20 protein-coding genes are annotated in these 18743 nt (G+C 61.9%); 11 read left to right on the top strand and 9 right to left on the bottom strand.

The features are described from left to right. Positions 1 to 81: 81 nt before the first annotated feature. The 4 genes from gshB to NE851_RS11655 form a co-directional block, all read right to left on the bottom strand. Positions 82 to 1029 (bottom strand): glutathione synthase, encoded by a 948-nt coding sequence (gshB, locus tag NE851_RS11670; protein WP_183906091.1) that lies wholly within the window; start codon positions 1027 to 1029, stop codon positions 82 to 84. 86 nt (positions 1030 to 1115) lie between these two features. Beyond that, on the bottom strand, positions 1116 to 2150 hold the full coding sequence (locus tag NE851_RS11665) for an ABC transporter permease (RefSeq protein ID WP_028757442.1): 1035 nt from the start codon (positions 2148 to 2150) through the stop codon (positions 1116 to 1118). Beyond that, a complete protein-coding gene (locus NE851_RS11660) occupies positions 2134 to 3669 on the bottom strand; it encodes a sugar ABC transporter ATP-binding protein (RefSeq protein WP_183906090.1) in 1536 nt (511 codons plus the stop codon). Before NE851_RS11660 ends, NE851_RS11665 begins: the two co-directional genes overlap by 17 nt. Before the next feature lie 140 nt (positions 3670 to 3809). Further along, entirely contained in the window at positions 3810 to 4796 is a 987-nt protein-coding gene (locus NE851_RS11655) for a sugar ABC transporter substrate-binding protein (RefSeq protein ID WP_028757440.1), read from the bottom strand. Positions 4797 to 5129: 333 nt separating this feature from the next. On the opposite strand from NE851_RS11655, the gene NE851_RS11650 reads away from it, so the two are divergent. Next, positions 5130 to 6170, top strand: coding sequence for a LacI family DNA-binding transcriptional regulator (locus NE851_RS11650; RefSeq protein WP_097543191.1), 1041 nt, complete (start codon positions 5130 to 5132; stop codon positions 6168 to 6170). A gap of 22 nt (positions 6171 to 6192) precedes the next feature. Here NE851_RS11650 and NE851_RS11645 read toward each other — a convergent pair whose 3' ends face one another. The 4 genes from NE851_RS11645 to NE851_RS11630 all read right to left on the bottom strand — a co-directional run bounded on the left by NE851_RS11645 (position 6193) and on the right by NE851_RS11630 (position 8244). Then, a complete protein-coding gene (locus tag NE851_RS11645) occupies positions 6193 to 6696 on the bottom strand; it encodes a cupin domain-containing protein (RefSeq protein WP_254960496.1) in 504 nt (167 codons plus the stop codon). 117 nt (positions 6697 to 6813) lie between these two features. Beyond that, the gene (locus NE851_RS11640) at positions 6814 to 7182 is read right to left on the bottom strand and encodes a YraN family protein (RefSeq protein ID WP_097543189.1); all 369 of its coding nucleotides are present in this window, start codon (positions 7180 to 7182) and stop codon (positions 6814 to 6816) included. Next, entirely contained in the window at positions 7172 to 8089 is a 918-nt protein-coding gene (gene rsmI, locus NE851_RS11635; protein ID WP_097543188.1) for a 16S rRNA (cytidine(1402)-2'-O)-methyltransferase, read from the bottom strand. Before rsmI ends, NE851_RS11640 begins: the two co-directional genes overlap by 11 nt. Next, entirely contained in the window at positions 8086 to 8244 is a 159-nt protein-coding gene (locus NE851_RS11630) for a hypothetical protein (protein WP_164735984.1), read from the bottom strand. The genes rsmI and NE851_RS11630 overlap by 4 nt, the downstream gene beginning before the upstream one ends. A 93-nt stretch (positions 8245 to 8337) precedes the next feature. On the opposite strand from NE851_RS11630, the gene dnaN reads away from it, so the two are divergent. From dnaN to NE851_RS11595, 7 genes are all read left to right on the top strand, one after another. Beyond that, on the top strand, positions 8338 to 9456 hold the full coding sequence (gene dnaN / locus NE851_RS11625) for a DNA polymerase III subunit beta (protein WP_028757665.1): 1119 nt from the start codon (positions 8338 to 8340) through the stop codon (positions 9454 to 9456). 54 nt (positions 9457 to 9510) lie between these two features. After that, the gene (locus NE851_RS11620; protein ID WP_097543186.1) at positions 9511 to 10422 is read left to right on the top strand and encodes a DUF72 domain-containing protein; all 912 of its coding nucleotides are present in this window, start codon (positions 9511 to 9513) and stop codon (positions 10420 to 10422) included. Positions 10423 to 10518: 96 nt separating this feature from the next. Beyond that, positions 10519 to 11118: a phospholipid N-methyltransferase PmtA gene (pmtA, locus tag NE851_RS11615; RefSeq protein ID WP_028758385.1), complete on the top strand. Its 600-nt coding sequence runs from the start codon at positions 10519 to 10521 to the stop codon at positions 11116 to 11118. Position 11119: 1 nt separating this feature from the next. After that, positions 11120 to 11701: a histidine phosphatase family protein gene (locus NE851_RS11610; RefSeq protein WP_183906089.1), complete on the top strand. Its 582-nt coding sequence runs from the start codon at positions 11120 to 11122 to the stop codon at positions 11699 to 11701. A 6-nt stretch (positions 11702 to 11707) separates the two neighbouring features. Then, positions 11708 to 12415 (top strand): orotidine-5'-phosphate decarboxylase, encoded by a 708-nt coding sequence (pyrF, locus tag NE851_RS11605; protein WP_028758383.1) that lies wholly within the window; start codon positions 11708 to 11710, stop codon positions 12413 to 12415. A 28-nt stretch (positions 12416 to 12443) separates the two neighbouring features. Next, the gene (locus NE851_RS11600) at positions 12444 to 12731 is read left to right on the top strand and encodes a DUF1330 domain-containing protein (RefSeq protein WP_028758382.1); all 288 of its coding nucleotides are present in this window, start codon (positions 12444 to 12446) and stop codon (positions 12729 to 12731) included. 113 nt (positions 12732 to 12844) lie between these two features. Next, on the top strand, positions 12845 to 13825 hold the full coding sequence (locus NE851_RS11595; protein ID WP_028758381.1) for a complex I NDUFA9 subunit family protein: 981 nt from the start codon (positions 12845 to 12847) through the stop codon (positions 13823 to 13825). Between the two features lie 675 nt (positions 13826 to 14500). On the opposite strand, the gene NE851_RS11590 is transcribed toward NE851_RS11595, so the two are convergent. Further along, a complete protein-coding gene (locus NE851_RS11590) occupies positions 14501 to 15298 on the bottom strand; it encodes an undecaprenyl-diphosphate phosphatase (RefSeq protein ID WP_097543185.1) in 798 nt (265 codons plus the stop codon). Positions 15299 to 15528: 230 nt separating this feature from the next. Here NE851_RS11590 and NE851_RS11585 point away from each other — a divergent pair, with 230 nt between their 5' ends. From NE851_RS11585 to NE851_RS11575, 3 genes are read left to right on the top strand one after another with little or no spacing between them, the layout of a single operon-like run. Next, a complete protein-coding gene (locus NE851_RS11585) occupies positions 15529 to 16221 on the top strand; it encodes a glutathione S-transferase family protein (protein WP_028758378.1) in 693 nt (230 codons plus the stop codon). 12 nt (positions 16222 to 16233) lie between these two features. Beyond that, positions 16234 to 17391, top strand: coding sequence for a tRNA epoxyqueuosine(34) reductase QueG (gene queG / locus NE851_RS11580; RefSeq protein ID WP_063474812.1), 1158 nt, complete (start codon positions 16234 to 16236; stop codon positions 17389 to 17391). Then, positions 17391 to 18260 (top strand): SDR family oxidoreductase, encoded by an 870-nt coding sequence (locus tag NE851_RS11575; protein WP_063474813.1) that lies wholly within the window; start codon positions 17391 to 17393, stop codon positions 18258 to 18260. Before queG ends, NE851_RS11575 begins: the two co-directional genes overlap by 1 nt. Positions 18261 to 18743 lie beyond the last annotated feature (483 nt).

Raw genomic sequence — 18743 nt, 5'->3', positions numbered from 1 at the left:
AACAATCAAGGAACGTATCTGGATATCCGCGGCGACCGGGTTGTACCCGGCCGCGGGATCAAAACGGGCATGATTTGCCGGTCAGCCGCGTTTGCGTTCGATCGCATCCCAGAGCAGGCTTGATATATCGGCGCCGCCGAACTTCTTGACCTCGCGGATGCCCGTGGGCGAGGTGACGTTGATCTCGGTCATGTAATCGCCGATCACGTCGATGCCGACGAGCAGGAAGCCGCGTTCTCTCAGCGCCGGGCCGATGCGGGCGCAGATTTCCTGCTCGCGCGACGTTAGTTCGGTCGCCTCGGCGCGGCCGCCGACATGCATATTGGAGCGGCTGTCGTGCTCGGCCGGGACGCGGTTGATGGCGCCGGCAAATTCACCGTCGACCAGGATGATGCGTTTGTCGCCCTTGCGCACATCGGGCAGATATTGCTGGGCGATGAAGGGTTCGCGGAACAGCTGGCCGAACATCTCCAGCAGCGAGGAGAGGTTGCGGTCGTCGCGGGTTGAATGAAAGACGCCGGCGCCGCCATTGCCGTAGAGCGGCTTCAGGATGATATCGCCCATCTCGTCGCGGAAACGGCGGATCTCGGCCGGGTCCTTGGTGATCAGCGTCTTCGGCATCAGGTCGGAAAATTCGGTGACGAAGATCTTCTCCGGCGAATTGCGCACCCAGGCCGGATCGTTGACGACCAGCGTCTTCGGGTGAATGCGCTCGAGCAGATGCGTCGAGGTGATATAGGCCATGTCGAAGGGCGGGTCCTGGCGCAGCAGCACGACATCCATGGTGGCGAGATCGACGCGCTCCGGCGCACCAAGCTCGACGTGATCGCCCTTGACGTCGCGCAGCAGCATCGGCTCGACGCTGGCAAAGAGCTTGCCGTCGCGGAAGCTCAGGCGGTCGGGCGTATAATGGAAGAGCCGGTAGCCGCGCGCCTGGGCTTCCAGGCTCATGGCGAAGGTGGAATCACCTGCGATATTGATGCCGGCGACATGATCCATCTGGACCGCTACATTGGTGATCTTGGCCATTTCCGTCCCTTCCTGACTGCCGGACAGATGTAGGTCGGCCAGATTTCAAACGCAACGGCCAATCAAGGCCTTCCGGGGCACCCTGATCATCGCGTCTCAAGGATCCGCATCAGCCGGCCGCGATAGCTGTCGAGAATAACGGCGAGCACGATGACGGCGCCGATGACGATCGGCTTGATATTGTCGTCGGCGCCGAGCAGCTGCAATCCCGTCGACAGCACCTGCAGAATGCAGGCGCCGACCAGCGTGCCGATGATCGAGCCTTTGCCGCCGGAGAGGCTGGTGCCGCCGATGATGACGGCGGCGATGGCGTTCAACTCATAGCCGATGCCGGCAACCGGGCTGCCGACATTGAGGCGGAGCAGATAGACCATGGCGGCAATGCCGGCGGTCAGCCCGGAGATCGTGAAGACCGCGATCTTGTATCTTTTCGGCTGATGCCCCGACAGCCGCACAGCCTCTTCATTGGTGCCGATGGCAAAGACGAAGCGCCCGAAGACGGTATAGCGCAGCACGAACCAGCCGATCAGGACGACGACGATCGCAATCAGGAAGATCGACGGAAAGATGCCCCAGAAGATCAGGTTGCCGAAATCGACGAAAGGCTGCGGCAGGCCTGTTATCGTGGAGTTGTCGCTGACCACGCGGGCCAGGCCGCTGGCGACGTTCAGCATGCCGAGGGTGACGATGAAGGACGGAAGCTTCCACTTCTCGCAGATCCAGCCATTGACCGCGCCAAGGATGGCGCCGGTGCCCATCGACGCCAGACAGGCGAGAACAATCGCCTGCCATGGCGAAAACGCCGGATTGATCATGATCGTCGCACCGATGACCGTGCAAAGGGCAAGCAGCGAGCCGACGGAGAGATCGATGCCACCGACGAGGATGACGAAGGTCATGCCCGCGGCCAGCACGGTGTTGATGGCGATCTGCACGAAGATCTTCAGAAAATTCTCCGGCGTCGCGAAATAGGGCGCCGTCGCCGAGAAAAACGCCAGGATCAGGATGAGGGCGATGGCGACGCCCGCTTCCTTCATCGAGATCCGGATCAGCTTGTCCCAGACGCTCACCTCTTTCGCCCCAGTTTTCGCCTCGGTCTGTTCTTCAATGTTGGCGGACACGGCTGTACTCCTTGTAGGCGAGCGAAAGGATCCTGCTCTCGTCGAATTGGTCCCGGGCTATTTCCCCTGCGATCTTGCCGTCGGAAAAGACGATGATGCGATGGCAGATGCCGATCAGTTCCGGCAGATCGGAAGACACGACCAGGACACCTTTTTGCTCGGCCGCAAACTTCCACAGGAGCTCATAAATCTCGGCCTTGGCACCGACGTCGATCCCGCGGGTCGGCTCATCGAAAATCAGCACCTTGGGACCGCGGAACAGCCATTTGGCAATGACGACCTTTTGCTGATTGCCGCCGGAAAAGGTCCTGACGGCCTGACGGATGGACGGGGTCTTGATCCGCAGCTCACGCACGAGGCGCTGCGCGTGATCCTCCTCGGCCCTTCGCCTGATCAGGCCGTTGCGGGAGATCTTGGCGAGATCGGTGATGGTGGTATTTTCGGCGCAGCTCATATCGAGCATCAAGCCCTGCATCTTGCGATCTTCGGTCGCCAGGCAGAGCCCGGCCGCAACGGCATCCTGCGGCGAGTGGATCTCGACCGGCTCGCCATTCAGGCGAATTTCGCCGGCCGCCTTGGCGTCGGCGCCGAATATGGCGCGAACCGCCTCCGTCCGGCCGCTGCCGACGAGACCGGCAATACCGACAATCTCGCCCTTTGCCACGGAAAATGACAGTTCCGGGCTATGGCGCGTCACCTTCAGGCCGGAGACGCCGAGCGCCTCGCCTGAGACCACGCTGTCGCCGCGGAAAATGCCGTGATCCGAAAGCTTGCGCCCGACCATGAGCTCGACGATGTCGGGAATAGCCAGCCCTGCCAGCGGCCGGGTGATCACGTGTTGGCCGTCGCGCAGCACCGTCACATCGTCACCGACTTCGAAGATCTCCTCCAGCCGGTGCGAGATATAGAGCGTGGTGACGCCTCGCTGCTTCAGGCGTTTCAGAATTTCAAAGAGGCGATCGACCTCCTTGGAGGTCAGGGTTGCCGTCGGTTCATCGAGAACGAGAAGCTTGCTTTCGTAACAAAGCGCCTTGGCGATCTCGACCAGCTGAAGCTGCGCGACGCTGAGGCGGCTCGCCAGCGTGGTCGGGGCCACATCGAGGCCGACCTCCTCCAGGAGTTCGGCTGCCCTCTTATTCATTTCCTTGTAGTTCACCAGGCCGTAGCGGCGCGGCAGATGCTCGAAGAGCAGGTTTTCGGCAACCGTCAGGTTGGAAAGCGGATGCAGCTCCTGGTGAATGACCCGGATGCCCGCCTTGAACGCCTCCAACGGCGAGGCAGGATGGTATGGCTTGCCGTCAAACAGGATGTGGCCGTCATCCGGCCTGAAGACGCCGCCGAGCAGATTGATCAGGGTCGACTTTCCAGCCCCGTTCTCGCCCAGAAGAACGTGCCCCTTGCCGCGGCCGATCCGCATGGAGACATCCTTGAGCGCCACAACGCCGGGGAAGCGCTTGCCGATGCCCTCCAGCCTCAGAATGTCGTCATCTGCTGTGTCTGACACGTCGACCTCATGCATGGTCTCTTCAAACCTCGGCGCAACGCGCATCGGAGAGGCCCGAACGAGCCTCACCCGGAGCGATCAACGCGTCAATCGATTGGTGGAAATGGCGTCGGCCGCAGCCGGCGCCACATTCGCTTTTGGGGCCGGCAATCCGACTATTTCAGATCGGCTGCCGTGACCAGCTTGACGTCGGTCTTGACCCAGCCGGTGAATTTTTCGCCGGCCAGTTCCCGCATGCCATAGTCGATGCCCATGACCGCCATCTGCGCGCCATACTGCTCGACGGTGGCAAGCATCTTGCCGTCCTTGATCAGCGGCTGAACCGGCGGGATGTTGTCGAAGCCGACAACCTTGATCTTGCCGGCCTGGCCGGCCGCATCGAGCGCCTTGACGACGCCGAGGGCCATGGAGTCATTGGCCGCCATCACGCCCTGAATATCCTTATATTTCGTCAGGAAATTCGTCATGACGGTATTGGCTTCCTCGGTCTCCCAATGGGCCGTCTTGCTGTCGAGAAGCTCAAGCTTTCCCGACTTGACGGAATCCATGAAGCCTTCCTTGCGCTCCTTGGCATTGTCGGCCTCGGGATTGCCCTCGAGGATGACGACCTTGGCGCCCGGCCCCAGATCCTTGGCCAGTGCATCGCCAGCAAGCTTTGCCCCTTCCTGATTGTCGGGGCCGAAGAAAGCGAGATCGATCCCCGCCTTCTTCTTGGCATCGGCATCGAGCGGCACGTCGATGTTGATGACCTTGACGCCGGCCTTCACAGCCTTTGCCAGCGGGGTCGCCATCGCCTTGGAATCGGCGGGCGCCACGACGATGATATCGTATTTCTGCGTGACGAAGTTTTCGACGGCATCGACCTGCGAGGCGAAATCGCGCTCGTCCTTCATGCCGACGGCCTTGAAGTCGAACTTGTCCTTGTTCTCGGCCGCATATTTGTCGGCGCCGGCCTTCATCTGCTTGAAGAACTCATTGGACAAGGACTTCATGATCAGGCCGACCTTCGGCTTGCCGGCGGCAAAGGCGGGCGACACGCCGCAGGACAGCGCCAGCGCCAGGGCGCCGGCAAGTCCGACCTTCAACGCCGTACGGCGCGGCGCACTGATCAAGACGGATTCACGCTTCATAGAATGGGACATTTTTCTCCTCCCGAACGGTTCTGGGCTCAGCTCCATCTGAGTTGCCCGCGGCAATGAACCGTTTCCAACGCCATCTGGGTAACACGCTCCAAAAAATTGTCAAGCTGCCGAATTCGGGCCGGATGACCTCAAAGATGACCCCGTCGAAAACATCTAAAAGCGTGAATGATGAACCGTTTCCATTGCGCGTGGCGGTGCTCATGCTATGGATGATGGGCCGTCCCAATGAAATTCGGCCCTTTGACGAGAGCCGCAAAGACCATTAGCTGGAAGCCTCGATCAGACGCCCCGGGCGTGTTGTGAAGGCGAAGATGAAGGGCCACTGTTTCCGTTATGTCAAAGGTCGGAATTAGAGACGTTGCCAAGCTTGCGGGCGTTTCCACCGGGACCGTTTCCAGGGTTTTGAACGATCATCCCTCGGTGACGAAGGAATTGCGGGCGCGCGTTACCGGGATCATCAAAGAGCTCGGCTATATGCCGGACCCGTCGGCGCGAAGCATGCGCAGCAAGGTCAGCCGCCTCATCGGCATCATCATTCCGGATCTGACCAATCCGTTCTTCTCGGAACTTGTCCAATCCGTGGAACAGGCAGCGGCCAATCACGGCTATAATATCATCGTCATGACGTCGCTCGATCATGCGGCCAAAGAGGCTGATCGCATCAAGCAGCTGACAAGCCGAAAGGTCGACGGGATCATTCTGGTTCCGAGCATCGATTTCCATACGATCAAGCTGCCGAAAGGATTGCCGATCGTCGTCATCGACCGTCTCATGCCAGGATATTCCGGCATTGCCGCCGATCACCGCAATGGCGTTCGCCTTGGCGTCGAGCACCTTCTGCAGCTCGGCCATCGCCGCATCGGCTTCATTTCCGGGCCCAGCCACTCCGTCCCCGCCAATGATCGCCTCAGAGGCTACCTCGATGCGATCGAGCGGACTGGCGAGCAGGCTGGCGAGCAGGCGGACGGCCGCGCGGCAATGGCGGGATCACCGCTGATTGCCGAGGCGGCTTTCGACTATGAGAGCGGCCGTTCGGCAGGAAATTATCTTCTGGCGCGGGCGCGCAACGAGCGGCCGACGGCGATTTTTGCAAGTTCCGACCAGCAGGCGATCGGCTGCATGCGGGCGGCGCATGATCTGGGAATCCCGATACCGGCAGCCCTTTCCGTCATGGGCTTCGACGGCATCCCGCTCGCCAGCATGACCACGCCGCGCCTGACGACCGTGAAGCAGCCGATTCAAGACATGGCTGCAGCGGCGGTCGCCGTTCTGTTGAACAAGCAGACTGCGCCTGATCTCGACAATCCGATCCTGTTTGCGTGCGAGATTCTCAAGGGGGAGACGACCGCCCCGCCCCAGCCCGATAAGCACTAACCTCGAAAATCGAAATCGATCTTCAGGCGGCGATGCCCTGGTTGCCGCCATTGCGCAGCATGTTGCGGAGGCGGTAGGCGATCGCCAAGGGCTTTGGGAAAGGCTTGCGCAGGAAGGCGACTTTGCGGACGTAGTCGTCGACCCGCCAGCTCGCCCAGGTTCCACCGGCGAAAAAGGCGACGTCGCCGGTGCTGAGGGTTCGTTCGGTGCCGTCCTCGGCGGTGATATGGACCTCGCCCTCGAGGATCATTACCGTCTCGTCCCAGCCGAAATACCAACGGAATTCGCCCGCCGTGCAATCCCAGATCGCCGTCAGCGACGCCTCGTCATGACCGCGGGAATGTTCGGCGGTGCGGGCCTGCGGGTTGCCGCTGACGATCCAGTCCGGGTTGATCGGCGTGGACTTCAGCGGCAGCAGGCCGCTCGCATGGGCAACGAAGGATTTCCCGGCCGGCTTCGCCACGGCATAAGGCACCGAGCGCGCGGCCATGGCGACCGCACTCGCAAGCATCAGCTTCCAGGCCATGAAACAATCCCCAATTGTTATCCCTACCGAGATTTGGGGTAGCAGAGAGTCGTAAGAAGCTGGTTCACGCGGGAACTAAAAGTTTAACGATCCGGAAATCCGATGGGTCGAAAGAGGTCAGAAGGCGTCAATGAAGTGCCGCGGCAGCCGGCCCGGCATGATCGCCACGATATCGTAGCGCAGGGAAAGGCGGGCCTGATCCGCCTGGCGGGCGAGCCAGAGATCGCTTGCCGCCCTTATCCGCTTCTGCGCGGCGATGGAGACGGCGTCGACCGCCGCAGCTTCGCCCCGCCGGGCCTTGACCTCGACGAAGACGGCGAGATCGCCCTTGCGGGCAATGATGTCGATCTCGCCGAGCCGGGTGCGGTGGCGCAGCGCCAGGATGCGGTAACCCTTCAGCATCAGGAAGGCGGCCGCGACATATTCTGACATGCGGCCCCGGCGCAGCGCCTTCCTCCTGATGGCGGTGAGGTCGCTATCGGCCATCGGCGTTCTTGATCTCCAGCAGGCGCTGATAGAGCACCTTGCGCGGCAAGCCGGTGAGGCGGGCCGCCTCGGTCGCGGCGCCTGCCGTCGGCATTGATTTCGACAGGTCGGCGAGCACGGCGTCGACGTCGGCCTCATCCGTCTCGACCGGCTCCGGCGGACCGATGACGAGAACGATCTCGCCCTTGACGTTTTCCACCTGCTGATAATGGGCGGCAAGGTCGGCAAGCGTGCCGCGGCGGAACTCCTCATAGGTCTTGGTCAGTTCGCGGCAGACGGAGGCGGATCGCGTGGCTCCGAGCACGTCTGCAGCGGCGACAAGCGTAGCGCCGATGCGATGCGGCGATTCAAAGAAGATCAGCGTCGCGGGGGCTGCGGCAAGCTCACCCAGACGATCGCGGCGGGCCTTGTCCTTTGCCGGCAGGAAACCGGCGAAAAGAAACGCATCGTTCGGCAGGCCGGAGCCGACAAGGGCTGCGAGCGGCGCGGAGGCGCCAGGAATGGGAATGACGCGGTAACCTGCCGCTATCGCCTGCTGCGCCAGTCGGTAACCGGGATCGGACACCAGCGGCGTGCCGGCATCGGACACCAGCGCCACCGACCGGCCGGCTTCGAGCGCCTGCAGCAGCCGCGGGCCGGCCTCGTCGGCATTGTGCTCATGATAGGCGAAAGGGCGGTTCTGGATGCCGTAGCGGTCGAGCAGCACGCGGGTGACGCGCGTATCCTCGCAGGCGAGCACATCGGCGCCGGCCAGCGTTTCCAGCGCACGCAGCGTGATGTCGCCGAGGTTGCCGATCGGGGTGGCGACGAGATAGAGCGCCGGCTCCAGCGGCCGCGCCGGCACCGTCGCATTGTGCAGGCGGAAGCTTCGCCGGGTGGCGGCATCCGCTGTGGTTTCCTCATTCATGCCATTTGCTTTCGTCCCGCCGTCATCGAACCCTTATGGGCGAGCGGCACCACTTCGGCAAGGGTTCGGATTTCTGTGAGCATTGCTCTGGAAAACCGCAAATGCAGGCGCCCGACCGTGCATGCCTCTTGCAAAGCCATGCTGAAGTCTGCCATTTTGCCCGTCCACTCCCCCGACCTCAAGTCGGGACAGCATTCTTCGGGTGCTCGATGCGCCCGGACAGTCACGGTCGAAAGCGGTAGCATCCCATGCGTATTACTATTGAGCGGTCAAACCTGTTGAAATCGCTGAACCACGTCCACCGCGTGGTCGAACGTCGCAACACGATCCCGATCCTGTCCAACGTATTGCTCAAGGCCGATGGCCAGAACCTCGACATGAAGGCGACCGACCTCGACCTCGAAATCACCGAGGCGACGCCGGCAAGCGTCGAGCAGCCCGGCGCCACCACCGTTCCGGCCCACCTGCTCTACGACATCGTCCGCAAGCTTCCCGACGGTTCGGAAGTGCTGCTTGCCACCAGCACCGATGGCGGCGCAATGACCGTGCAGTCCGGCCGCTCGAAATTCTCGCTGCAGTGCCTGCCGGAATCGGACTTCCCTGATCTCACCGCCGGCACCTTCACGCATAGCTTCAAGCTGAAGGCGGCCGACCTGAAGATGCTGATCGACCGCACCCAGTTCGCGATCTCGACGGAAGAGACGCGCTACTATCTCAACGGCATCTTCTTCCACACGATCGAGAGCAAGGGCGAGCTGAAACTTCGGGCGGTCGCCACCGACGGCCACCGGCTGGCGCGCGCCGATGTCGACGCGCCCTCCGGCTCCGAAGGCATGCCCGGCATCATCATTCCGCGCAAGACGGTCGGCGAATTGCAGAAGCTGGTCGACAATCCCGAGGCTGTCGTGACGGTCGAGGTCTCCGACGCCAAGATCCGGCTGACGATCGGCTCGATCGTCATGACCTCGAAACTGATCGACGGCACTTTCCCGGATTACCAGCGCGTCATCCCCACAGGCAACGACAAGGAAATGCGCGTCGATTGCACGAGCTTCGCCCAGGCCGTCGACCGCGTCTCCACCATCTCCTCCGAACGCGGCCGCGCCGTGAAGCTGGCGCTTTCCGAGGGCCAGTTGATGCTGACCGTCAACAATCCCGATTCCGGCAGTGCGACCGAGGAAGTCGCCGTCGGTTACGACACCGATGCGATGGAAATCGGTTTCAACGCCAAATACCTGCTCGACATCACCGCGCAGCTTTCCGGCGAAGAAGCGATCTTCCTGCTGGCCGATGCCGGCTCGCCGACGCTGATCCGCGACACGGCAGGCGACGATGCGCTCTACGTGCTGATGCCGATGCGCGTCTGACCGGAACGAAGGCCGCCCGCCTCCGTTTTTCCTCCTGTCAAAGCGGAGGATCCGATGACGAAAAAGACGGGAACGGTGCGTATCGGCATATCCGGCTGGACCTATGCGCCCTGGCGCGGCCAATTCTACCCGGAAGACCTGCCGCAGAAGCAGGAGCTTTCCTACGCCGCCCGGCATTTCCGTTCGATCGAGATCAACGGCACATTCTACAGCTTGCAGCGGCCTGAAAGCTTCGGCCGCTGGCGCGACGAAACGCCGGATGATTTCGTCTTTGCGGTCAAGGGACCGCGCTTCATCACCCATATGCTGCGGCTGCAGAATATCGAGACGGCGCTCGCCAATTTCCTCGCCTCGGGTCTGCTGCGGCTTGGCCCCAAGCTCGGGCCGATCCTCTGGCAATTCCCGCCGAACATGGCTTTCGATCCCGATCTTTTCGAAAATTTCCTGGCGTTGCTGCCGCATAACGGCGAAGCGGCGGCAAACCTGGCCCGGCGGCACGACGGACACGTCAAGGGGCGAGCCTGGCTTGAAATCGACGGACGACAGCCGATCCGCCATGCCCTGGAGATTCGCCACGAGAGCTTCCGATCACCCGCCTTCATCGACATGCTGAGGCGCCAACAGATCGCCCTCGTCTGCGCCGATACGGTGAAATGGCCGCTGCTGATGGATATCACCGCCGATTTCATCTATTGCCGCCTGCATGGTTCCGAACAGCTCTATGTCAGCGGCTATGAGGACGAAGCCCTCGACATCTGGGCGCAACGCATCCGCGCCTGGGCAACCGGCGGAGAACCGGAGAATGCGACGCGGGTGCTGGCGCCGCTTGCGGCGCGCAGCAAGGGCCGCGACGTCTATCTCTATTTCGACAATACCGACAAGAAACTGCGCGCGCCCGTCGACGCCGATCACTTAAGCCAGAGGCTCGCCGATCTCATGCCTCGCTCCCACCCAAAAGCGGCATGAGTTGTTGATGCCGATGTCCTTGTTGCGAAAATCCTTGTCCCTTCAGCGACAAGCGGCATATTAAGGGCATTCGATCAACATGCGGATGGGTGGAGAATGAGCTTACGGGTCAAGGTGAAGGAACGGCTGGGCAAGAAGTTCGATGACGAAATCCGCTTCTTCCGGGGCATGATGCAGGGGCCGAAAACGGTGGGCTCGATCGTGCCGACCTCCTCGATCACCGCCAAGCGCATGGCAAGCGTTGTCGACATCCATTCCGGGCTGCCGGTGCTCGAACTCGGACCGGGCACAGGCGCCATCACCAAGGCCATCCTCGGCCGCGGCGTCCGGCCGGAAAATCTCGTCGCAATCGAATATTCGACGGATTTCCACAAACATCTGCTGCGGACCTATCCCGGCGTGCACTTCATCAATGGCGATGCCTTCGATCTTCAGGCCACGCTCGGCGACTACGGCGACCGGACCTTCGATTGCGTCATCTCCTGCATTCCGCTGCTGAACTTCCCGATGGCGATGCGGGTGTCGCTGCTCGAAAGCCTGCTCGACCGCCTACCGGCCGGACGGCCGGTGGTGCAAATCTCCTACGGCGCGATCTCGCCAATCGCCGCCAATCCCGACCGCTATCACATTCAGCATTTCGACTTCGTCGTCCGCAACATTCCGCCGGCGCAGCTGTGGATCTACAAGCGAGGCTGAGATGTTCGGGATCTATGTCACCCATCCGCAGGTCAAGATCGACGCGAACGTGCCTGTGCCGAAATGGGGGCTTTCCGATGTCGGCGTCGAACGCACTCGTAAGGCTGCGTCGAGCGATTGGGCCAAGCGGCTGACCCGCATCATTTCCAGCGACGAGACGAAGGCGATCGAGACGGCTGAGATCCTGGCAGTCGCCTCCGGTCTAAGCATCGAGGTCGTGCCCGCCATGCACGAGAACGACCGCTCGGCCACCGGCTTCCTGCCGCCGCCGCAATTCGAAGAGGCGGCCGACTGGTTCTTCGCCCATCCGGAACAGAGCTTCAAGGGCTGGGAGCGCGCCGTCGATGCGCAGGCCCGCATCGTCGAGGCATTCGACGCCGTTCTTGCCACGCATGATGCGGCTGCACCCATCGCCTTTGTCGGCCATGGCGGCGTTGGCACGCTGCTCAAATGCCATCTGGCCGGCCGACCGATTTCGCGCGACCGCGACCAGCCGGGCGGCGGCGGCAATCTCTATGCTTTCGGCCTTGCGGATCTCGGCCTAACATGCGACTGGACGCCCATCGAAGACTGGCGGGGGTGACTTCACATGGACGCACGCGAGCGATTGATCGTCGGCCTGGATGTTCCAACGATCGGCGAGGCGGAAAGACTGGTTTCGACGCTCGGCGACGACATTCTCTTCTACAAGATCGGCTATCAGCTGGTCTTTGCCGGCGGCCTGGAATTCGCCCGCGATCTTGCCGCAAGCGGCAAGAAGATCTTCCTCGACATGAAGCTGCTCGACATCGACAACACGGTTGCCTCCGGCGTCGAGAACATCGCCAAGATGGGCATGTCGATGCTGACGCTGCATGCCTATCCGAAAGCGATGAGGGCGGCGGTCGAGGCGGCCGCCGGCTCCGGCCTCTGCCTGCTTGGCGTCACCGTGCTGACCTCGATGGACGCCGACGACCTTGCCGAGGCCGGCTACAGCCAAGATCCGCACAGCCTGGTGCTGCGCCGCGCCGAACAGGCGCGCGCAGCCGGCATGGGCGGTATCGTCTGTTCGGCGGCGGAAGCGGCCGAGGTGCGCGAGATCGTCGGCCCCGACATGGCGATCGTCACCCCCGGCATTCGCCCGGCCGGCAGCGACAAGGGCGACCAGAAGCGGGTGATGACGCCTTTCGACGCACTGAAGGCGGGGGCGACGCATCTCGTCGTCAGCCGGCCGATCGTCAAGGCGCCCGATCCGAAAGAGGCCGCCCGCGCCATCCTCAGCGAGATGGTGAGTGCGCTCTGGCCGGCAAACCGCTAATCGTTTCAACGACAAAAGGGAGAAGACCATGGCCAAGGGATACTGGATCGCCCGCGTCGACGTTCGCGATGCCGAGCGCTACAAGGATTATGTGGCGGCCGCCAAGCCGGCCTTCGAAAAATATGGGGCGAATTTCTTGGCGCGGGGCGGCGCCTTCACCGAACTCGAGGGAAAGGCGCGCGTGCGCAACGTGGTGATCGAATTTCCCTCGCTGCAGCATGCGGTCGACTGCTATAATTCGCCGGAATACCAGATCGCCGCGAAAATCCGCCAGGAAGTGGCCGATGCGGAAATGGTCGTCGTCGAAGGCGTCTAGAGCAGCTTCGCATCCCGCAAAACTGACGGTACGATGGGCCTTCCCGTCGCGTCGGGATTGGGCTAAGACGAGAGCCAATTAAGCATCCCGCCAAGCCTCTCGAGGAGCCTGCCATGACCCTTGCCAACCTGCCGCCGCTCGTCACCGTGTTCGGAGGGTCCGGCTTCGTGGGCAGGCACGTGGTCCGGGCGCTGGCCAAGCGCGGCTACAACATCCGCGTCGCCGTGCGCCGTCCCGATCTCGCCGGCTTCCTGCAGCCGCTCGGCAATGTCGGCCAGATCTCCTTCGTGCAGGCGAACCTGCGCTATCGCAACTCGATCGACCGCGCCGTCGACGGTGCGAGCCATGTCGTCAACTGCGTCGGCATTCTGCACGAGGCCGGCCGCAACACTTTCGACGCCGTGCAGGAATTCGGCGGCCGTGCGGTCGCCGAAGCTGCGCGCGGGGCAGGCGCGACGCTGACCCATATTTCGGCGATCGGCGCCGACGCGAAATCCGATTCGGACTATGGCCGCACCAAGGGTCGCGCCGAAACGGCCATCCTCTCGGTCAAGCCCGATGCAGTGATCTTCCGTCCGTCGATCGTCTTCGGACCGGAGGACAGCTTCTTCAACAAATTCGCCGAGATGGCGCGCATGTCGCCGATCCTGCCGCTGGTCGGCGGCGGCAAGACGAAATTCCAGCCTGTCTATGTCGAGGATGTCGCCGAGGCCGTCGCCCGCGCCGTCGACGGCAAGGTCGCCGGCGGCAAGATCTATGAGCTTGGCGGGCCCGAGGTGCTGAGCTTCCGCGAATGTCTCGAGACGATGCTGAAGGTGACGTGCCGCAAGAACCCACTGGTATCCCTGCCTTTCGGCATCGCTTCAATGATCGGCAGCATCGCCTCGCTGGTCCCCTTTGTGACGCCACCGATCACGCCGGATCAGGTGCGCATGCTGAAGCGCGACAATGTCGTCTCCGGGGAAGCCGAGGCGCAAGGCCGCACTCTGAAGGGCCTCGGTATTACGCCCACCATGGTGGCATCGGTGCTCGGCTCCTACCTCGTCCACTATCGCCCGCACGGCCAGTACACCGGCACCGGCAAGGCCGCCTGACCAATTTTACAGCCTTCTGACAACGCCGTTCGCAGACAATGCGGACGGCGTTTTGCCGTCGTGGCTTCACGCAAAGCTGGCGCAAGTTTGAAATGATTGTTTGCCGGTCATATTACGCGGCGTTGCATAAAAGACGCATCGGAAATTTTGTGGAATTAACGCCAAATTTAGCAGGAACGTTTATTGCTATTTGTCATTCCACTGACTACCAAACCCGCGCGTCTTCGGACGGTTTCAACGCCTGCGATAGCGTGCGGCAATCACTGTGAAAGGCATTTCTCGATGGGCAAGTCAATCGCGCTCCTTTTTGCGTGTGCGGCGCTAATTATCCTGGCAGGCTCCTTCGTTGCGCCCGGTTCGGTCGCGGCGGTAAAGGGTGACTGCTCGCCGGCCTATGGCGTCGATCCTTGCTCGACGGCTTCGATCAGCCATTGACGAAAAGGTCGGCCCTCTGCGCCGGCATCTCATAACGACAAGCCGTCGGGAACGCCGAACAAGGGCGCTCCACAATGAACGCTCGGTATTGCCTGCTTCAAAAGCAGCGGCAGACGCCTATTCTCAATATAGCTATCTGAAAAATCGACGCTTGGCGGGGCGCGGGTATTCGTTCGCCACCTTCCGACAGGCACTGCATTCGCGCCGGGACTTGCGCGAATGCAGACTCGTAAGGAAGCCTCAACCGATCAAGCCGGTCGCAGCCATGCCGAGCAGCAAGACACCGAGAATGATGCGGTAGACGGCAAACAGCGTGAACCGGTTGCTTCTGATATAGGCAAGCAGCCATTTGACCGCGACGAAGGCGACGATGGTGGAAACGACGAAGGCGATGCCGAGCGCCGTCCAGTCTTCGCCAGCCGCGCCGCCATCCTTGAACGTCTTCAGCAATTCATAGCCGCTTGCGGCATACATTGTGGGGATGCCGACGAGAAAGGCGAATTCGGTTGCCGCAGCACGATTGCCCGTGCCGGCCAGCATGGCGACGAAGATGGTGGCGCCGGAGCGCGACGTTCCCGGGAACACGCCCGCAACGATCTGGGCGATGCCGACCAGGATGGCGACAAGCCAGGTGATCTCCTTGTGCGGTGGCCTGCGTGCGGCCGCCCATTCGGCAAAGATCATCCAGATACCGCCGATGATCAGCGCCCAGGCGATCGGCGTTGCAGTCTCGGGAAGTTCGAAGCCGAGCTTCTTGACCACAAGGCCGAGAATTGCGGTGATGAGAAATGCGACGATCAGCTTGGCGGCATAATCGCGATTCTCAGGCTCGCGCCAGCCGAGCACCAGATCCAGCAGACGACGCCAATAGATGATGGTGACGGCGAGGATGGCGCCCGCCTGAATGACGATATTGAACATGTCCGACCGGTGTCCGAGCCATTGCTCGGCGATGATCAGGTGGCCGGTGCTCGAGATCGGCAGAAATTCGGTGATCCCCTCTATGATACCGAGAATTGCAGCATTTATATAATCCATACATCGTCTCCGGTTTAAAGTTCGGCCGGGCCTGAGCGCTTGGGTCGATCAGGCTGCCGCTTCCATTCGTTCGTTAGACCGTGTTTCGCCATCGTCAGATGGGGTAAAATCCGATTCGCTTGTATTGGCGGGGCCAAGCTCCTATAGCTTCAACCAATGAGTCATGACTAGGGCGCTATAATTGAGCTGCCACACAGTCCTGTAACAACAATCACAAAGCCCGAGTATCGATGCCCACGCTTTATCATCATCCCATGTCATCCGCATCTCGCTTCGTCCGGCTGATCCTGGCGGAATACGGCTATCAGGCGGATCTGATCGAGGAGCAGACATGGGAGAAGCGCCGGGATTTCCTGGCGCTCAATCCGGCCGGCACGCTGCCGGTCTATGTCGACGACAGCATGCGCGCGCTCTGCGGCGCGAGCGTTATTTCCGAATATCTGGACGAGACCCACGGCGTGTTGAAACGCGACCGGCGGCTGCTCGCCGAAGACCCCTTTCAGCGGGCGGAAATCCGCCGGCTGACCGAATGGTTCATGCAGAAGATGGAAAACGACGTGACCAAGCCGCTCGCCCGCGAGCGTGTCTACAAGTTGCAGATGACCGCCGATCAGGGCGGCGGAGCCCCGGATTCGAAGATTTTGCGCACGGCCCGCGCGAATATCCGCCAGCATATGCGTTATCTCACCTGGCTTGCCGGCTCGCGTCAGTGGCTGGCGGGCGAGCGGATGAGTTATGCCGATCTTGCCGCTGCGGCGTCGATCTCAATCCTCGACTATCTCGGCGAAATCGAGTGGGCGGACGCGCCCGTCGTCAAGGACTGGTACCAGCGGCTGAAGTCGCGTCCCTCTTTCCGGCCGATGCTGACCGAGCGCGTGCGCGGCCTGACACCGGTTTCACACTATGCCGATCTGGATTTCTGACGAGGGCTCTTCATGCCCGAACCGAAGAATGACGACAAAGAGCGCCGCCGCCGCGACAATTTGACCGAGTTCGTTCGGGCGGAATCTGCCGCCAAGGGCTTCGATCTCTGCCGCATCACGCGCCCGGACGCGATCCCCGAAGCCAAGGAACGGCTCGGCCAGTTCATCGATGCCGGGCGCCACGGGACGATGGACTGGATGGCGGAGACGCGCGACCGGCGCGGCGATCCGCGCACACTGTGGAGCGAGGTGCGCTCCGTCGTCGTCTTCGGCCTGAATTACGCTCCGGAGGAAGATCCGCGCGGTATCCTCGACAAGTCTGATAAGGCAGCTATCTCAGTCTATGCCCGCAACCGCGATTATCACGACGTCATCAAGGGCCGGCTGAAGGAGATCGCCACGCGCTTTGCGGCGCGCGCCGGCGCCGATGTGAAAGTCTTCGTCGATACGGCGCCTGTCATGGAGAAACCGCTGGCGGCGGCCGCCGGGCTCGGCTGGCAGGGCAAACATACCAATCTCGTCAGCCGCACGCACGGTTCCTGGCTGTTCCTCGGCACGATGTTCACCACTGCCGATCTTGCCGTCGACGCGGCGGAGAACGATCATTGCGGCTCCTGCCGCGCCTGCCTCGACATCTGTCCGACGGCTGCCTTCCCGGCGCCTTACCAGATCGACGCGCGGCGCTGCATCTCCTATCTCACCATCGAGCACAAGGGACCGATCGACGCCGATCTGCGCGTGCTGATCGGCAATCGCATCTATGGCTGCGACGACTGTCTTGCCGCCTGTCCCTGGAACAAGTTCGCAAGCTCCGCCTCCGAGATGAAGCTGCAGGCGCGGGAAGAGCTGAAGGAACCGTCGATCGCCTTTCTGCTGACGCTTGACGATGCCGCCTTCCGCACCTTCTTCAGCGGCTCGCCGGTGAAGCGGATCGGCCGCGACCGCTTCGTCCGCAACGTGCTGATCGCCGCCGGCAATTCCGGCGAGACGGCGCTGATCGGGCAATGTCGCATGCTCGCGAGCGATCCCTCGCCTGTCGTGCGCGGCATGGCGGTCTGGGCGCTTTCACGGCTGATGGAGGCTGGCGAATTCTCTGCCTTTGCCGCACAAAGGGCTCACGAGAGAGATGACGACGTCTTGAACGAATGGCGATTGGCGGGAGTGGGCTGATGCATGTGATGATTTTTGGCTGCGGTTATTCCGGCACGGCGATCGCCAAGGCCTTATCAGGCGACGGCGTGCGTATTTCCGGCACGACGCGTTCGCCAGACAAGATGGACGTGCTCCGCCAGAACGGCATCGACGCATTCCTTTTCGACGGCGAGACCATGGAAGAAGGGCTGCGCCGGGCTTTGGCCGATGTCACGCACCTCGTGCAGTCGATCTCGCCCGGGCAGGCCGACCCGCTGCTGCGGCTGCTTGGCAAAGATGGCGCAAGCCTGCTGCCTCGTCTCAAATGGATCGGTTATCTCTCCACCGTCGGCGTCTATGGCGATCATAAGGGCGCCTGGGTGAACGAGGAAACGCCCTGCCTGCCCGTTTCCGGGCGCTCGAAGGAGCGGCTCGAGGCGGAAGAGGGCTGGCTGGCGATGGGCCGGGAGCGCGGTGTGCCGGCGGCCGTGCTGCGCCTTTCCGGCATTTATGGGCCGGGCCGCAACGCCTTCTGCAATCTGGAAAAGGGCACGGCGCGCCGGCTGATCAAGAAGGACCAGGTATTCAACCGCATCCGCGTCGAAGATATCGGCGCGGCGACCCGCTTCCTGTCGGAGCGCGGGCTCGGCGGTATATATAATGTCACCGACGACCGGCCCGCCCCGCCGCAAGACGTGATCGTCGAGGCAGCCCGCCTGATGGGTGTCGAACCGCCACCGGAGCAGGCTTTTGAGACCGCCGAACTATCACCGATGGCACGCTCCTTCTACGGCGAGAACAAACGCATCTCGAATGCGAAACTCAAGGCCACCGGCTTCCAATTCTCCTTCCCGAACTATCCCATGTCGCTTGCGCAATTGTGGCAGGACGGACGCTGGCGCGGCTAGAGCCTTTCCGGGTTAGATTGCAGCATTCTGTTGGCTCAAACGGAGTCGGATGGTCGACCGGCCGGCGCGCGTCGTAGCCCAGCTCTACGGCCAAGCCGGCCGGTCGATCAGCCGGCCCGTTTCAGCCAACCCGAAGGGCCGGGCATCTTTGCGCCAGGACAAAGGCGATCGGCTCGACCGTACCAAGAGGTATGCCCTTCGCCAATCGCCTCTGTCCTGACGAAAACCTGCTCCGGCAGAATGCTTCAATCTAATCCGGAAAGGCTCTAGATCAGGCTGCTGTTTGCAAACAGGGGTTACTCACCCAAAATGAGTAGGAAATTCCTACTTTCGCGCTTTGGTGGGACAATTTTCGCCGCATACTATGGTTAACGGCCTTTGAATTTGCCCAAATGTGGCAACAAATATGGCGAAATCGGAAAAATATTTTTGCGATTTTCGTGAACGCCAGGGCGTTAACTACTTCTTCGGAAAATTCGTTCG

This window comes from Rhizobium anhuiense bv. trifolii (assembly GCF_024346605.1).
Classification (GTDB): domain Bacteria; phylum Pseudomonadota; class Alphaproteobacteria; order Rhizobiales; family Rhizobiaceae; genus Rhizobium; species Rhizobium anhuiense.
Note: the sequence above shows the minus strand (reverse complement) of the source record. Positions and strands in the feature narration are given on the sequence as shown.